This is a genomic window from Psychrobacter aestuarii, assembly GCF_904846035.1.
GTDB lineage: Bacteria > Pseudomonadota > Gammaproteobacteria > Pseudomonadales > Moraxellaceae > Psychrobacter > Psychrobacter aestuarii.
In genome coordinates this window covers 1,102,485-1,118,291 of the sequence record NZ_CAJGYT010000001.1, presented here as the reverse complement: position 1 = coordinate 1,118,291, position 15,807 = coordinate 1,102,485, and the positions used below count along the sequence as shown (strand labels likewise).

General features: G+C 53.3%; 14 protein-coding genes. 9 read left to right on the top strand and 5 right to left on the bottom strand.

The features are described 5' to 3' along the window. Positions 1–40 precede the first annotated feature (40 nt). The 4 genes from gltS to JMW05_RS04605 all read right to left on the bottom strand — a co-directional run bounded on the left by gltS (position 41) and on the right by JMW05_RS04605 (position 3,769). Complete coding sequence (gene gltS / locus JMW05_RS04615) at positions 41–1,315, bottom strand: sodium/glutamate symporter (RefSeq protein ID WP_201504204.1); 1,275 nt, start codon at positions 1,313–1,315, stop codon at positions 41–43. A 15-nt stretch (positions 1,316–1,330) separates the two neighbouring features. After that, on the bottom strand, positions 1,331–1,459 hold the full coding sequence (locus JMW05_RS12100; RefSeq protein WP_265090594.1) for a hypothetical protein: 129 nt from the start codon (positions 1,457–1,459) through the stop codon (positions 1,331–1,333). A 111-nt stretch (positions 1,460–1,570) separates the two neighbouring features. Continuing rightward, the gene (locus JMW05_RS04610; RefSeq protein WP_201504203.1) at positions 1,571–2,266 is read right to left on the bottom strand and encodes a ZIP family metal transporter; all 696 of its coding nucleotides are present in this window, start codon (positions 2,264–2,266) and stop codon (positions 1,571–1,573) included. A 201-nt stretch (positions 2,267–2,467) separates the two neighbouring features. Further along, entirely contained in the window at positions 2,468–3,769 is a 1,302-nt protein-coding gene (locus JMW05_RS04605) for a glutamate-5-semialdehyde dehydrogenase (RefSeq protein WP_201504202.1), read from the bottom strand. A gap of 583 nt (positions 3,770–4,352) precedes the next feature. Between JMW05_RS04605 and JMW05_RS04600 the strand changes: the two genes are divergently transcribed. The 9 genes from JMW05_RS04600 (at position 4,353) to JMW05_RS04560 (ending at position 14,545) form a co-directional block, all read left to right on the top strand. After that, the gene (locus JMW05_RS04600; protein WP_201504201.1) at positions 4,353–4,637 is read left to right on the top strand and encodes a hypothetical protein; all 285 of its coding nucleotides are present in this window, start codon (positions 4,353–4,355) and stop codon (positions 4,635–4,637) included. Positions 4,638–4,843: 206 nt separating this feature from the next. Continuing rightward, positions 4,844–5,641 carry an ABC transporter ATP-binding protein gene (locus JMW05_RS04595; RefSeq protein WP_201504200.1) on the top strand — a complete coding sequence of 266 codons (798 nt, stop codon included), beginning with the start codon at positions 4,844–4,846 and terminating at the stop codon, positions 5,639–5,641. A 263-nt stretch (positions 5,642–5,904) separates the two neighbouring features. Next, a complete protein-coding gene (locus tag JMW05_RS04590; protein ID WP_201504199.1) occupies positions 5,905–6,699 on the top strand; it encodes a transporter substrate-binding domain-containing protein in 795 nt (264 codons plus the stop codon). A gap of 60 nt (positions 6,700–6,759) precedes the next feature. Next, complete coding sequence (locus tag JMW05_RS04585; protein WP_201504198.1) at positions 6,760–7,653, top strand: transporter substrate-binding domain-containing protein; 894 nt, start codon at positions 6,760–6,762, stop codon at positions 7,651–7,653. Between the two features lie 395 nt (positions 7,654–8,048). Further along, the gene (locus tag JMW05_RS04580) at positions 8,049–8,768 is read left to right on the top strand and encodes an ABC transporter permease (protein WP_201504197.1); all 720 of its coding nucleotides are present in this window, start codon (positions 8,049–8,051) and stop codon (positions 8,766–8,768) included. Positions 8,769–8,781: 13 nt separating this feature from the next. Then, positions 8,782–9,507, top strand: coding sequence for an ABC transporter permease (locus tag JMW05_RS04575; RefSeq protein ID WP_201504196.1), 726 nt, complete (start codon positions 8,782–8,784; stop codon positions 9,505–9,507). 54 nt (positions 9,508–9,561) lie between these two features. Further along, positions 9,562–10,281 carry a fumarylacetoacetate hydrolase family protein gene (locus tag JMW05_RS04570; protein ID WP_201504195.1) on the top strand — a complete coding sequence of 240 codons (720 nt, stop codon included), beginning with the start codon at positions 9,562–9,564 and terminating at the stop codon, positions 10,279–10,281. A gap of 296 nt (positions 10,282–10,577) precedes the next feature. Further along, complete coding sequence (locus tag JMW05_RS04565) at positions 10,578–12,803, top strand: PhoX family protein (protein ID WP_201504194.1); 2,226 nt, start codon at positions 10,578–10,580, stop codon at positions 12,801–12,803. Positions 12,804–13,090: 287 nt separating this feature from the next. Then, positions 13,091–14,545 (top strand): alpha/beta fold hydrolase, encoded by a 1,455-nt coding sequence (locus tag JMW05_RS04560; protein WP_201504193.1) that lies wholly within the window; start codon positions 13,091–13,093, stop codon positions 14,543–14,545. 123 nt (positions 14,546–14,668) lie between these two features. On the opposite strand, the gene hslO is transcribed toward JMW05_RS04560, so the two are convergent. Next, complete coding sequence (hslO, locus tag JMW05_RS04555; protein ID WP_201504192.1) at positions 14,669–15,619, bottom strand: Hsp33 family molecular chaperone HslO; 951 nt, start codon at positions 15,617–15,619, stop codon at positions 14,669–14,671. Positions 15,620–15,807 lie beyond the last annotated feature (188 nt).

Genomic DNA, 15,807 nt, shown 5'->3' with positions numbered 1-15,807 from the left:
GGGCGGTTTTTTTATGCTTACTATTATATAAAAGCGAATCCTACATAAACGGCAACTGCGTAAAGATTTGCAGCACCGTGGCATTGACGATATCGACAAAGAACGCGCCGACCATCGGCACAATCAAAAATGCCTTACGCGATGGCAGATAGCGGTCAGTCACCGCCTGCATATTGGCAATCGCGGTCGGGGTTGCGCCCATACCAAAGCCGCAATGACCCGCCGCCAGCACTGCTGCGTCATAGTCTTTGCCCATGATTCTAAAAGTCACCAAGTACACATAGATGACCATGACCAAGGTCTGCACCAGCAAAATCCCGAGCACGGGCAGCGCAAGGTCAGTGAGCTGCCACAGCTGCAAGGACAGTAGCGCCATCGCCAAAAACAGACTGAGCGATGCATTACCAATCACGTCAATGGCGCGGTCAAACATCTCAAAGTTAAACACCATCGTCAAGGTATTACGCAAAATCACGCCGCCTGCCAGCGCCCATACGAAGGTCGGCATCTCAAACCATGTGCCCTCGGCAACCATCGTCATCAGCTCCGCAAACGCCAGCGCCCCTGCGAACAGCGCCAACGACTCGATGGTTGAAGAAGCGGTAATCAAGCGGATGTTATCAGGCTTTGAGAACATATCGCGAGACTCGTGCGCCTCGTCTTCGTTGTGCTTGGTGCTGTACAGCGACTGCTCGCTGGCGAGTTTTTCGACTTCGCTGGGGTTGGGGTTGTCTTCGCTTGGCTTGATGCCCATGCCATTAATCAGCTTGCGCGCGACAGGACCACCAATGATGCCACCTGCGACCAAGCCATACGTTGCCACCGCAATGCCGAGCGTCGTTGCACCCGCCACGCCGTATTGCTCTTCAAGCGTGATGCCCCAAGCGCCTGCCGTACCATGTCCGCCCGTCAAGGCGATAGAGCCCGTCACTAAGCCCAATAACGGGTCAAGACCGATGGCCTTTGCCATCACGACGCCGACCGTGTCTTGAAGAATGATAAACACCGACACCACCACCGTAAAAATAAGAAGCGGTGAGCCGCCTGCTTTTAAGCGGCTAAAATCGGCGCTCAAACCGATGGAGGCAAAAAACATCAGCATACAGGCGGTCTGTAAGCCTTGATGAAAATCAAAGCTGTAACCCCAAAAAAAGTTCAGTGCGTAAACCACAATCGCCGCCACCAAGCCGCCCGCCACAGGCTCTGGAATGTTAAAGTTTTCTAAAAATTTGACATTTTTAATCAAAAAGCGTCCCAGCAGAAGCACCAAAGTCGCCAAAATCAAGGTGTAATAACCGTTTAAGGTCACTTCCATATCACTATCCTTTGTTTATGAATCAACGTACTGCTGGCGATAGTCAATTAAAATAGGATGACTATCGGCAACAGACTTGTCGGTCACACCGCGCTGTGTGCGCTGCCATACTGCCGCGCCCAACGCCTCACGTTGACCAGACACCAATAGAAAACGCCAGTCTATAAGCTGGCGTTTAGAAATTACTTATAAAAAATCCGTTTGTTGCAAGCACTGTCTAAAAAATTGTATAAAAAATGCGCAGGCGGTAGTCTATCAGCCCAGCTGATGCAGTCCAAGTGCCATCATCAAACCGATGGCGGTACTGATACCCGCCCAGTGGTTGCCGCGCTTAAAGGCGGTGGGAAAAACCTCGGTCGCAAGCGAGGCAATCACCGCACCTGCAGCAAGACAATTAATGATACTAATCACGTCATCCGACACGTCTTTGAGCAGCGTTTTGCCTGCGATGGCGGAGAGCGACAGTAAAACCGCTGCCCCAAGCCACAGCATTAAAATACGCTTGTGGCTGTTGCCGTCCTCCTCCATTTGCTTTGCGCCGCCAGCGGCTTCAGGCAAGTTGGACAATAAAATTGAGCCTGCCAGCGCCGCCACTTGCATGGCATCACTGCCAATCAAAGCCACGCCAAGCGCTAAGTTTTCAGGCACGCCGTCCAAGGTAATCGCCGCAAGCAGACCTGCGCCGCCTTTATTGTGCATCTTTTCATCAATCAGATAATCCACACTGGTGAATATCACCGCGCCGAGCAAAGTAAAGGCAGCAGTGGTTAATAAGCCACTGTCATGAACGGCAGGCTGCACCAGCTCAATGACTACCGAAATCATCAGCGCCCCACCAGCCAGCGCCAGTAAGTTGCCTTGCAGCCAATCGGGCATATAGCCGTACAAGCCCCACAGTGCACCGATAATCAGCGCCCCTGAGACCACCAAAATCACGGCAAATACGAGCATAACGCGTCCTTTGCTACAGGTTACTAACGGTTTATTCACGCGACAAACAGGCATTGTAAAGGCGCGTGCCCATGATTCGCGTATGGACTGCGTAAGGATTGCGTTAAACCGCGCGTAAAGACAACGTGCGCATGATGCTTACTCAAGATAAAAAAATACCAGCGCTGAGGCTGGTATGTGGTCTATCGTCGTAAGGGGCAGTTAGGCGCGGGTTTCGCCATGACCGTAGACGATCCATTTTTGCGAGGTCAAGCCCTCAAGACCGACAGGACCACGGGCGTGGATTTTGTCGGTTGAGATACCAATCTCTGCGCCAAGTCCATATTCAAAGCCATCGGCAAAGCGGCTTGAGGCATTAATCATCACGCTAGCGGAATCCACCTCGCGGATAAAGCGCTGCGACTTGCTGTAGTTGTCGGTGATAATCACGTCGGTATGGTGGCTGCCGTGGGTATTGATGTGCGCAATCGCCGCGTCAATACCGTCAATCACTTTGATGGCAAGAATGGGCGCTAAATATTCGGTGTCCCAGTCTTCATCGGTCGCGGCAGACAGATGCCCGTCCAGCGCCGCCACATCGGCCAAGATGTCTTGGGCGGTGTCGTCCACGCGCAGCTGCATCGCATCATCCGCCTCGACAATCGCGGTGGCAATCTTAGGCAGCAGCTCTTTAGCGACAGGCGCATCGACCAGCAGGGTCTCCATGGTATTACAGGTGCCGTAGCGGTGCGTTTTTGCATTGACGCTGACGCTGACTGCGATATCCGCATCGGCATCACGGTCGATAAAGGTATGGCAGTTGCCGTCCAAATGCTTAATCACAGGCACGCGCGCATCACGGCTGATACGCTCAATGAGACCTTTGCCACCGCGCGGGACAATCACGTCCACATAGTCGGTCATGGTAATCAGCTCGCCCACAGCAGCGCGGTCGGTGGTCTGTAGTACCTGTACGCTGTGCTCAGACAATTCTACTTGTTTTAGCCCTTGATAGATGCATTTGGCAATCGCTTGATTGGATTCAAAGGCTTCTGAGCCGCCGCGCAAAATAATGGCGTTGCCTGATTTTAGCGCGAGAGATGCGGCTTCTAAAGTGACGTTCGGACGCGACTCATAAATCATACCGACCACGCCAAGCGGCACGCGCATCTTGCCCAGATGGATACCCGATGGGCGATAGGTCATGTCGGTCACTTCACCGATAGGGTCAGGTAGGGCGGCGACGTCTTTTAGCCCTTGGAGCATGCCATCAAAGCGGGCATCGGTCAGCTCAAGGCGGTCGAGGAGGGCGGCGTCAAGGTCGTTACTTTGACCCTTGTCCATGTCTTTTTTATTGGCGCTTAAAATATCGTCTTTGGCAGCGACGAGCGCATCATGAATCGCTATTAGGGCGTCGTTTTTTTTGCCTGTGTTGGCAGCAGCTAAGGTGCGTGAGGCGGCGCGGGCTTGTTTGCCTACGCTGTGCATATAGGTGGTGATGTCAGTCGTGTTGTCTTGACTCATAAAACACTGTCCTTATGTTCATTAATGAAAAATAACGTTAAAAATGCGGTTTGGCGGCTCAAACAAAAGGGCGAGAGTCCATCAATAGAACCGTCACCCTCGTTGTGTACTGAACTGACCGTATTTATTCTTACGGTCTGTCACGCACAAAGGCTGCCTACGACAAAAAGCGTTGTCGCTGCAGCATTGTGTCTGCCTGAGCAGCACTGTCCTTTTAACATAGAGGATAGCGGGGCAATAGTAAAGTTGATTTGCGCCAATCGCGCCATTTGCCTACCATAGCTCAGCAAAACCCCTACAAATCGCCTACGTCCTCACGCCTATGTCGGCTGTCTGTCATTGGTGATTAAGCGTTTATAAATGATTTTTATGAATAATTTTAAAGCATTCGGTATCGGATAATAGCCGCTTTATACGTGCTGTGTATCTGGCGTTACGTATCTTGCACAGACAGTGCTTGAAGCATCAACAGAGGTTACGTGGATAGTCAGTATAGTAAATACCAATACAGCGCGCTTTGCGCTTTGACAACCTGACAGTATGAACCTCCATTTGACCCTATTAGATACCATGAGGTACGACCATGATTTTTAAAAAAACCTTACTAACGACTTTTGCTGCCAGTGCGCTGTTTTTGAGCGCGTGTAGTAACAATGCCGAAGAAGCCACTGAAGCCACCGCAGATGCGCCAGCCGAGCAATCGGCAGAGATGGCTGAAGCGCAAGACAACAATATGGCAGTCGCTACCGATGACACTGCGGTCGCCACGGCGGACGGTACAGGTACGGATGATGTGGCGGTCGCAAGCGCCGATGACACGGCAGTGCTCGACGGTACAGAGTCTGAAGAGCACGTCTCGACTTACTAAGCCAACAGGCGATAATGATTTGATTGAACCCATGGCTCGGCGTATGCGTCTGAGCCATTTTTGTGTCAAGTCACTGATTAGACAGGCATAGTGGTTGCCTTGTGGCGGTGTTTTGAGCGACAATGTGGCGCAGCACGCGCACAAGTGACCACACGTCACATCGCTGCGGCGCTTTTTATTCATATTTATTGGAAATCTGCACACCCATGCCTGAGACTGCCCCAAACTCGACCCGCCCGATTGCCTTAGATTTACAAGATATCCATAAGAGCTACGGCTCATTGGCGGTACTCAAAGGGGTATCGCTCACCGCATACGATGGCGACGTGATTTCTATCCTAGGCTCATCAGGCTCAGGAAAGTCCACCTTGCTGCGCTGCATCAATCTGCTAGAAAAGCCAACCCAAGGCAACATCATCATTGGCAGTGAGATACTCAAACTCAAGCCCAACAAGTCAGGTGAGCTGCAAGCGGTCAGTAATCAGCAGCTGGAGAGCTTGCGCGCGCGCGTGGGTTTTGTTTTTCAAAACTTTAACCTGTGGCCGCACAAAACAATTTTGCAAAACATCATCGAAGGGCCAACCCAAGTCTTAAACATCAAAAAAGACCAAGCCATCAGTGATGCCGAAAAGCTGCTCGATAAGGTCGGTCTGCTCGACAAAAAAGACGCTTATCCTGACAATCTGTCAGGCGGTCAGCGCCAACGTGTCGCCATCGCGCGCGCCCTTGCCATGCAGCCGCGTGTGCTGTTGTTCGATGAGCCGACCTCCGCGCTCGACCCTGAGCTGGTCAATGAAGTGCTGGCGGTGATGCGTGAGCTTGCTGAAGAGGGACGTACCATGCTGATTGTCACTCACGAAATGCGCTTTGCCCGCGAAGTGTCCAACAAAGTGGTGTTTTTGCACCAAGGCGTCATCGAAGAGATGGGCACGCCTGAGCAGGTGTTTGACAACCCCACCTCAGAGCGCGTCAAAGACTTTATGGCATCGCACCGTCAAGCGTAAGCGCCCGTTGTATCAGTGTTCAGGCGCGCTTTCGATAACGACAGCGAGCCATTAGCACCCCTAAAAAATGTCTTTATTTTTAGTGGGTTATATATCCAAAAATCGTTACACCACAATGACAGTGCGTATGCAAATCGTTTGTTTTTGATAAGTGACTGAGGTATTATCGAAAGTTTATATACCGTCAATCTTGATTCAGGCGCGCGCTGGCATGGAAGTCAGTGCTGTACCTGATGATACTCTCAAAGACTAAGGAACCAACGATGCCTGACTCTCGTCTATTGTGGTCGTCACTAACCCTCGCAGTCACCCTCGGCCTCAGCGCGTGTAGCCAATCTGCTAATGATGAGGCCAACACCAGTGCCGATGCTGGCGACAGTGCCGCAGGCAAGACGATCCGTATCGCCACCGAAGGCGCATACCCTCCATTCAACTACACCAAGGCGGACGGCACGCTTGCTGGCTTTGATGTCGATGTTGCCAATGCCTTGTGTGAGCAAATGCAAGCCAAGTGTGAAGTCGTTGCCCAAGATTGGGACGGCATCATTCCAGGACTGCTCGCGCAAAAGTATGATGCGGTCGTGGCAGGCATGTCCATCACCCCTGAGCGTCAAGAAAAGGTCGACTTTACCGAGCCGTACTTTGCCAACACCATGGTATGGCTGACCGATACCAAAAGCGGCTTTGACCCGAGTGCGATTAGCAACTTGACCCTAGGTGGTCAGCGCTCGACCACGCCTGGCGCGTATTTGCAGGACAACTATGACGGCAAAAACGGCAACACCGTGCGTCTGTATGACAACTATGACAATGCCTATTTGGACTTAAAATCAGGGCGTAGCGATGCGGTACTTGCTGAAAAAGTCTCAGCGACCGCGTGGCTCAAAGACAATCCTGAAGGTTTTGGCATCGTTGGCGATGAGATTGACAATGATGACAATATTGCCATCGCGGTACGAAAAGGCGACCCACTCAAAGGCGAACTGGACAAAGCGATGAGCGAAATCCGTAGTAACGGCGAGCTGACGCGTCTGGAACAGGCGAATTTTGGTCAATAGACGCGCACCGCGTGCTGGTCTTTATCGTGTGATGCCCCACCCATTATAGGAAATACAGTTATGTCTATATCATATCCTGCCAAAGCCTTGTGGCTTGCGCCTTTAAGTGCTGCCATGCTGCTGCTCGCTGCCTGTAGCGGCAGTGGCGATACCGCCGAGAGCGGTGCTGCTGATGACGCCAGTGACAGCGCCGCCACCACAGTGAAAATCGCGACCGAATCAAGCTACAAACCCTTTAGCTATACCGATGCCAATGGCAAGCTGGTCGGCTATGAGATTGAGCTTGTTGATGCGCTGTGCGCCGAAATGAAAGCCAACTGCGAAGTCATCTCGCAAGATTGGGACGGCTTGATTCCAGGGCTCAACGCGCAGAAGTTTGATGCCGCCATCGCAGGCATGTCCATCACCCCTGAGCGTCAAGAAGTGGTTGAATTCAGTGACCCGTACTACTACAGCGGTATCGTCCTTATCGGTAAAAAAGGCGATGACATCACCGTCGATAGCCTAAAAGGTCAACCAGTGGCTGTACTGCGCGCGTCTGTCTCGTCGCAATACCTACAAGACGACCATCCAGAAGCCGACATCAAGCTGTATGACACCCAAGACAACGCCTATCTCGATTTGACCTCAGGTCGCGCCCGCGCCATGATGTCGGATGAAGTCACCGCGCTCAACTGGCTGACGACGGACGCAGGTCAGGGCTATGAAATCAAAGGTGATGAAATCAGTAGCGGTGATGACGCGATGGGCATTGCCTTTCGTAAAGGTGACCCTTTAGTCGCTAAGTTCAATACCGCGCTTGCGGCCATTAAAGACAATGGTACGTACGATAAAATCACAGGCAGCTATTTTGGCACCAAATCTACGGCAGCAGCACAGCAGACGGCTGCGCCTACTGATGCCGCCGCCGCGCCAACGGCTGACGCCAGCGCAGACAGCGCCCCCGCGCAGTAATCTTGATGCGGATGCTAAATATGAAAGGACATGACCGCTTAGGTGATGTCCTTTTTTTATACAGATACGCGGTCGATATTTGTTATGCAAAGGCTTAAAGAGCGCGACAACGGCGCGGTGCAGGCTTTGTTCTACGCTCGTGCCAGTTGTTTTACGACCATAAGGTCAAGTTTGCGCGGCGCTTTTGCCTGCGTGCGGTAACATCGCGGGCAGTGGATATGCTAAAATCACGCGTTATTTTGCGATAGCTTTATTCCATCGGCGAATTATCGGACAGATGATGGGTAAGCGTAGCAGGGCGGCAAGCCCGCTGAGGCTGCACGCGATAAGGCGAGCAAGACAGATTTTTAACCCTTTTTTTTAACCGCTTAGATAAAGAGAGTGAGTGGACAACTGTGTTTGACTTACAAGGATTCGGCGCGCTATTACTGAGCGGCGCAACCGTCACGATTAAGCTTGCCTTGACCAGCCTCGCCATTGGTATGGTGCTTGGGCTATTGGGTGCAACTGCCAAGCTGTCGAATGTGTGGCTGCTGCGTAAACTTGCGACGGTATACACCGCAACGATGCGCGGTATTCCCGAGCTGCTGCTCGTATTGTTCATTTATTATGGCGGCTCGATGCTGCTGATGAGCATCCTCAAAAAATTCGGCTATAACGACTATATCGAGATTAGCGCGTTTTGGGGCGGGGTCATGGCCTTGTCTATCGCTTTTGGCGCGTATGCCACTGAGATTTTTCGGATGGCGATTCAGGAGATTCCTGTCGGGCAGCGTGAGGCGGCGCAGGCGATTGGCATGCGTCCGCTAAAGATTTTTTCGCGCATTACGTTGCCGCAGGTCTGGCAGATTGCTCTACCTGGTTTGGGCAATTTGTTTTTGGTGCTGCTCAAGGACACGGCACTGGTGTCGGTCGTGGGGCTCAAAGACATCATGTATCAATCGTCACGTGCGGCGCAGTCCACGCAGCAGCCGTTTACCTTTTATATGGCGGCCGCTATTATTTATTTGGGACTGACGATTTTGATTACCGGTTTTATGATGTGGCTGGAATGGCGCGCCAACCCAGCGGCACGCTACGCTAAAAAACTGACCCGTCAATCGAGCGCAGGGTAGAGGAGAGATACTCATGGATTGGAATTGGCAGGTTATTTTTGAGCACATTCCCGATTTGCTTGGCGGCGCGGTATTAACGGCGCAGCTGGTGGCCATCTCAGGGATTGTCGGTCTGTTTTTTGGTTTGATTTTAGCGCAGCTGCGACTGTCCAAAAACTGGGCGGTACAGGCATTGCCGTTTGCCTATATTTTCTTTTTTCGCGGCACGCCGCTTTTGGTACAAATCTTTTTGATTTATTATGGGTTGGGGCAGTTTGAGGCAGTGCGTAATTCGTTCCTATGGGAGCCTGTGCTGAGCCAAGCCTATTGGTGCGCCATCATTGCCTTTACGATGAATACCAGCGCCTATTTGGCGGAGATTATTCGCGGGGCGATTCAGACCATCCCTGTAGGCGAGCTTGAGGCGGCGGATGCCATTGGTATGTCAAAATGGCAAAAACTGACGCGCATTACTTTGCCGCGCGCCTTTGGTATTGTGATTCCTGCGTACAGTAACGAAGTCATCTTTATGCTAAAGGGCAGTGCGCTTGCCTCAACCATCGCATTGATGGACATCACGGGCGTGGCGCGTACCATCAGCGCGCGTACCTATACCTTGATGGAGCTGTTTTTTGCCGCAGGTGTCGTGTACTTGCTGCTGTCGTGGGTGATTTTGTTCAGCTTTAGATTGCTTGAGAAAAAGCTCAACCGCTATATGAGCTATGTGCCACCTGATGTGGTGACGCGTACGATTCCTTAAGTCGCGCCTGCTGCGTCATCCGTTTATTTGTTGTCATTATTGTGAGGTATCGTCATGAGTCAGTCGCCACATCAGTCATTAGCAAATGCCATTGCCGCAGGCAACCCAGAATCGTCTGAAACAGCTGCGCACAAGCAGGCTGTCGGAAAAGTGGTCTGTGTCGGGCGCAACTACGCCGCGCACGCCGAAGAGCTGGGCAACAGTGTCCCAAGCACGCCCATGCTGTTTATGAAGCCTGCGTCCAGCATCGCCTATATCCACCGTGATGCGGATGACAATGTGGTTGTCCGTCCTGATGCGGCGACCTATGGCGAGACGCATTACGAGGCTGAGCTGTGTGTGCGATTGGCAAAAGACTTGTGCCGCGCCGATGTCAGTGAAGCAGCGCACGCGGTAGGCGCGGTGACTCTGGGGCTGGATTTGACCTTGCGCGAGCTACAAAGCGCACTCAAAGACAAAGGCTATCCGTGGGAGCGTGCCAAGTGCTTTGATGGCGCGTGCGTACTCGCCGATTGGGTCGCGCCTGAGGCATTTGGCGATTTGCGCGCGGTTCATTATCAGCTGCATATCAATGACGCTTTGGCGCAAGATGGCGACACCAGCCTGATGCTGTTTTCGGTCTATGAGCTGCTCGCGGACATCAGCCACGCGTTTTCGCTCAAGGCGGGCGATGTGGTGATGACGGGTACACCAAGCGGCGTTGGTGTGCTGCATGCGGGCGATAATCTGCGCCTGACGCTGGGCGAGCATGGGTGGCACGCCGTGGTAAAGTAGGGCACTGCTTAAACACTGATAGCTTTCATACTTCATTTAATACACGGCTGATTTGACTGGGTATCACGCCCCAATGTCCCAAACGCTACGGTGTTTGGGACTTTTTTTGTTTTATTTTTACTTTCATAGGGCTTTGGTGTGTTTACGCGCCGCTGTCATCAAACCGTCATCTAACCTTCAACGTTCTGTCATCTAGCGCACGTACACTCAGCCGTGATTTATCGCTTTGCTTGCCGTTTTTGACCACTAATAAGCGCTTATAAACACGACCCAAAATACAATAAGGTGACTGACTCATGACTCGCGTAACCCCGCCCAATGCCCTAAACAAACAAAACCTCGCCCATGAAGTGGTGGAAGACTCAAACCCAACCAACAACCCTGAGATGAGTAGCATCATCAGTCGCCGTTTGAGCCGCCGCAATGTGCTAAAAGGCGGTACGGGGCTGACGGCTGCGGCATTCTTTGGTGCGTTGCCACTCGTTGGCTGTAGCGATGACAGTAACGGCAGCCGCCCTGTGGTCGGTGCAGGGGACAATGCCGCTGTGCCTGCGTCGGGTGATTTGGCGCGCCCAACCTCACTACAGTTCAGCGCGGTGGCGCATTCAACCGCTGCTGAAATGAGCGTGGCAGAGGGCTATCAGGCGGAGATGATTTTGCCGCTTGGCACGCCATTGATGCCAGGGCTTGCCGATTGGAAAGACAACCGCGAGCAGTCTGCCGAGTCGTTTGAGCAGCGCATGGGCGACAACCATGACGGCATGTGGTTCTTTGGCAAAAAAGGCAACAACTACGACCCAAAAACCGCAGACCGTGGTCTTTTGGTCATGAATCACGAGTACGTTAACAGCGCTGAGCTGAGCCCCTTTGGGTATTATGTGCAAGAAGACAAAAACGCTGCGCCAATTTATCAAGAGTTTCGTCTGGCGTCGGACGTGCGCCGCGAGGTCAACTGTCACGGCGTCTCCGTGGTCGAGATGCAGCGCCGCGCCAGTGGCATCGGCTATGAGATGGTGCCCGTATCTAACTACAACCGCCGCATCACCAGCAGCACCGAAGCCACGCTGACAGGTCCTGTGGCAGGCTCAACATGGGTACAGACCAAGTTTGACCCGACAGGCTATAAGACGCGCGGCATCAACAACAACTGCGGCGCTGGCATGTCGCCGTGGGGCACGTATCTGACCACGGAAGAGAACTTTTTGGGGGTGTTCGCGCGCGGTGCGGACGCCAGTCAATTAAGCAGTAAAGAAAACTACGGTCGCACCCGTTACGGTGCGAGTGAAAATTTCCCAGGTTGGGACTATCTGTGGCACACGCCGCCTGCGAGCGATGCCATCTTTACTGATGAGTTTGCACGCTGGGACATGACCGCCTCAGGCGCGAGCGCGACCGATGACCACCGCAATACCTTTAATACCTTTGGTTTTATCACCGAGATTGACCCCTTTGCGCCGACTGCCGCCCCGCGCAAACGTACTGCGCTTGGTCGCTTCGCCCACGAAAACTGCGCGTTTGCACCCGTCAAAACGGGCAAGCCCGTGGTGTTTTATATGGGGGATGACTCACGCGGCGAGTATATCTATAAGTTTGTGTCCACCGCGCTGTGGTCAGACAGCGACATCGGCGGAGGCTTGGCGGCGGGTGACAAATACATGAACGACGGCACGCTCTATGTGGCGGTGTTTAATGACGATGGCAGCGGTGTATGGCAGCCTTTGGTCTATGGTCAAAATGGCTTAGACAGCAGCTATGCGCCTTTTTCATTTGCAGGGCAAGATGAGGTCTTGGTCTTTGCACGCGCCGCCGCCGACGCGCTAGGTGCCACCAAGATGGACCGCCCTGAGTGGGTGTCTGTCAGTCCCATTACTGGTGACGTGTATGTGACCTTAACCAACAATAAATACCGCGGCGAGCGCGCTGACCAGCCTGTCGATGGCGCCAACCCGCGCAGCTATAACGGCAAAGGCAACGACCACGGGCACATCATCCGCTGGGCAGAAGCAGGCAGCGACCATGCAGCAACGAGCTTTAGCTGGGACATTTACCTGTTCGCCGCGCCAAGTGACCTTGCGGCACAGAACCTCTCGGGGCTAGACAACAACAACGACTTATCCTCGCCAGATGGTCTGTACTTCGACCCGCGCGGCGTGTTGTGGATTCAGACCGATGACGGCGCGTACACCGACACCACCAACTGTATGCTGCTCGCGGCGCTGCTCGGTCAAGTCAATGATGGCATGGTGGTGACCACCGCAGCAGGACAAGAGACGCGCCTTGGTATGCAGGCGAACGAGAGCAACATCAAACGCTTCTTTGTTGGTCCAGAAGGCTGTGAAGTGACGGGCATCACCATGACCCCTGATTTTAAGACGCTGTTTATTAACATTCAGCACCCTGGCAACACATGGGGCGCGGTCGCAGGCGGCGCAACCCCGCGTTCAGCGACGGTGATGATTACCCGTCCAGATGGCGGCGTGATTTTGGCAGAGTCGTTTGCTGCGCCCGCTGCCAGCGCTTGATGCTGACGACGTTTAATACTGACGGCGCTGCTCAGATGCCGTGCGCCTAAATGATGCTGTCACGCGAACATGACCACCCAGTGCAGAGGCTTGGGTGGTTTTTTGTTGTGCGCGCCCATAAATAGCCATAACACCCCGCGAAAAATGCCTAGGTCATCGCGGCAACACCTTTAGCGGTCTAACAACGCCTATACATGGGATACAAATCCGCCCTTGGCGCAGCAGATACCGAGCCGCTAGTATGAGCACCTAGTAAATATGTGACAACCCAATTGTATTGAGCCTGTATGAGTAATAACCTTTTGGATTTCAAACGCCGCCAACGTGCGAAGCGCATTGCCAGAGCGAGGCGCGCCCACGACAGCATGTTCGATGCCGAGCTGTACGCGCAGCTCGAATCGATAGACATGACGGACATTGCGCCGCTGTTGTCTGAGCGCCAATCCGATGATGCGCGCAAAGGCACGCCGCAGTCTTTGGCAGACGTGGTCGAAGGGCTGACGCAGCTGGTGACTGTGGGCGTGGTCGGGGCGACCGAGATTACCGAAGCGCTGCATCGCGAGATTATTTTGCGTCCGCTTGGGCGCTTGAATGAAAAAAACATCAACAAGTGGCCAAAAGGCGTTATCGGGCGCATCTATGGCGGCGTGCGTAACGTGACCATGTTTGTCGGAGACAACATGACCACGGGCATGCGCTGGTACAATCAGCTGCGCCCGCCGCGTAACAAACCCGTCTCCACCCGCATTAAGCGCTTGATTAATGTGTTAAATGGCGTGATGGGTGACCATCTGGTACGCCTAAAAAACCCCCTTGCCGTCAGCATGAGCCTATACGATGCCCAAGGCAACCGCCCACAAGCGTCGCTATCGGGGCGGGTGGTGATACTGTGCCATGGGCTGTGTATGAGTCATCTTAGCTGGGAGAACAGCTACGGCGACAATTTGGGCGCGCTTATTCAGCGGGAGCTGCCCAATACCCAAGTGCTGTACCTTGATTACAATACAGGACGGCGCATCTCGGAGAACGGCTGCGCCCTTGCCGCCGAGCTTGAGCGCCTGATACACGAGCACCCCGACATCACCCAGCTGGACATCATCGGTCACAGCATGGGCGGGCTGGTGTCACGCAGTGCCTTGTTTTATGGCAAGCTGCAAGGCAACCGCTGGACGCAGCGCGTGGGCAACCTGATGACCCTTGGCTCACCGCATCATGGCGCCAGCCTTGAGCGCATCGGCTACTATATCCATGACTTGTGGGCGCGTCTGCCGTTTGCAGGCTCGTTTGCCAAGCTCGGTGATTTGCGCAGCGCGGGCATTATTGATTTGCGTTATGGTAGTATCCGCGAAGAAGACTGGCAGTCGCTTGAAGGGCGTGACGTGTTGCCGCAAGAATTTTTGCACCCCGCTGAGCTGCCGCTCGATATTCACAGTTATTTTGTGGCGGGCACGCTGATGGAAGAGCATTACGATACCCGCGCCAGCAGTTTTTTGGGCGATGGGCTGGTCACGGTTGCCTCAGCGCTGGGCGAGGCGGAGGACGATGAGCACGTGCTCTTCGTGCCCGAGGCGCACAAGGCGGTATTTTATGGCGTCAGTCATTATAACTTGCTGTACAACGAGCGCGTGCATCAGCAGGTACTCAGCTGGCTGGCGGACAATGGCAAACACGTACTCGATGATGACTTTGCCTTGCGCAGCCGCATTCATTCTTACCCCGACCGCTTTGAGCTGTTGTGGTAACGCTAGCTGTCATAACGACAATAAAGGCTTAATCCCTTATCGCAATAAAGCAAAAAAAACACCGCGCATTGCATAGAATGACGCGGTGTTTTTTATTACTTTTTACGTAAAAGTGCTTATGCTTTATTCTTCAAAAATCTCTTGCACATCGGCAGCATCAAAGCGATATACCGCGCCGCAAAAACCGCAATCCATCTCAAGTGCGCCGCCGTGCTCTTCAACGATGTCTAAGGCTTCGCTTTCGCCAATCTGCTCAATCGCCATCGCGCATTTTTCTTTTGAGCAGGTGCAACCAAAGCTCAGCGCTGCCGCTTCAGGCAACACCACTTCTTCTTCATTGTACAAGCGGTACAAAAGCTCAGTCGCAGGCAGGCTGGTCAGCTCTTCAGGCTTGATGGTGCGCGTCAGCATCGATAGACGTGGCCATAGGTCGCTATCGACTTTTTCTTGCTCTTCATCATCGCGGCGCGGCAATAACTGCACTAGGATACCGCCCGCTTGCAAGCCGTCTGAGGCAAGGCTAATCAAGGTCGGAATCTGTGCCGATTGCTTTTGATAGTGCGCGAGGCACTCAGCGAGCGTCTCGTGACTGCGCTCAACGATGCCTTGATAGGCTTCGCTGCCCTCAGGGTGGATATTAATAAACAGCACGCCTTCGCCCACAGCGCCCAGTTCTGCAAAGGCTTCTTTGGCAAGGGTTTTGTTGTCCCATGCTTGCACTTGCGCTTCGGTGTCGGCTTTCCAGCTGGCAAGCGCACGAATCACGCCGTCGTGGTCACACTCTGCCATTGCCCAGTTGAGCAGGCTGTTTTCATCAGACGACTGCAACTGAATCGACAGGCGACCGTTGACCTTGAGCGTACCAATCAACAGGCTGGCAGCGGTCAGCATTTCCCCAAGCAAACGCTTGATGGCTTCAGGATAGGCTTTTTGCGCAATGATGCTCGCATAGCTGCGCGATAGGCGCACCACGTCACCACGGACGGGCGAGTTTTCGATAAAAAAGCGCTGGCGAATGTCGTTGTGATAGGCGTCGGCAGCTGGGATTTGGCGGTCGGTAGTGTCTTGAGTCATAAGGATCATATACGGTTGAGAAGTTGCTAACTTTATGGGGACGCGCGCGCATTTATCAATAGATTGTCCGTGTGCGTGAGAGGTGAGCTGGGTGGCGATAGCTGCTACAATAGCGCCAGTCATGCTGCCGCAAGCGCATCTGGCAGCCACATATCTAAAAGCAATGAAAAAACCTATCCGTAAGGGAG